This is a genomic window from Enterococcus alishanensis, from assembly GCF_019218635.1.
Lineage (GTDB): Bacteria > Bacillota > Bacilli > Lactobacillales > Enterococcaceae > Enterococcus_A > Enterococcus_A alishanensis.
Genome location: NZ_JAHUZB010000030.1, coordinates 1 through 851, shown reverse-complemented (window position 1 = coordinate 851; position 851 = coordinate 1). Strand labels below are relative to the sequence as shown.

The following is an 851-nucleotide window of genomic DNA, read 5'->3' as shown; positions in this document are numbered from 1 at the left end:
AGATTATGTTGCCTTGCCAGTTAAATAACGGTTAATTAGTAAAAATTCGCTTAAAATGATTTGATGAAAATTCGTCATCTGAAGGGACATATTTTTTTTCCATATTTTCTCTATAAGCCAGGGGAATTGCTTCCCAAGATAAAAAAGCTATCGATTTTACATACAAGCCCTTGTGCTGAACCATTGCATAGTTTTTATTTTTAGGAGATTGTCCTCCTTGAAAAGTTAATCTAGTAACGTCACCAAAAGGAGAATCTAAAACAATCATATTTTTATAAGGATCTGGAATTTGTACGTCTTTACTAGTTTCGTTGTACTCTTTACCACCGTTGTAGGAAACATCTGTTGGAAGTGTGACATACCCAACATCCATTTTCATCAAAGGATTGAATCTATCTACCCATTGATTACGATATTGATACATATTTAAAAATATTGCTATTCCTATAAGTGTAATAATTAAGCCAAATAAAAGATATTTATAAATATTTTTCAATTTAAGATCCACATCAATTTTTTTAATCATTGTATTATCCTCCTTCAAAAAATCGTCTAAGGATAAATTAAATAGTTCAGATAGTTTGATAATAAGAGAAATATCGGGGTAGGTGCGCCCATTTTCCCAACTAGAAATAGTTTTATCTGATACATTTAATAAATCACCTAAATCTTTTTGTGTTAAATGGTTGAGTGTTCGATTATCTTTGATTTGCTTACTAATTTTCAACTAAATAACCTCCTTGTGTTTAAGTATGCTTCATGTATTAATTTTAACCTACCTATTGATTGTAGAAGTAAGTGAAAATCGTACTCTACAAATCATAGAGTACGATTTTATCACTTTTTTAACT

General features: G+C 29.6%; 1 protein-coding gene. It reads right to left on the bottom strand.

Translation table 11 applies throughout. The annotated features are described in order from the left end of the window. Positions 1-31: 31 nt before the first annotated feature. Positions 32-727 (bottom strand): helix-turn-helix domain-containing protein, encoded by a 696-nt coding sequence (locus KUA55_RS18135; protein WP_218327770.1) that lies wholly within the window; start codon positions 725-727, stop codon positions 32-34. Between the last annotated feature and the right edge of the window lie 124 nt (positions 728-851).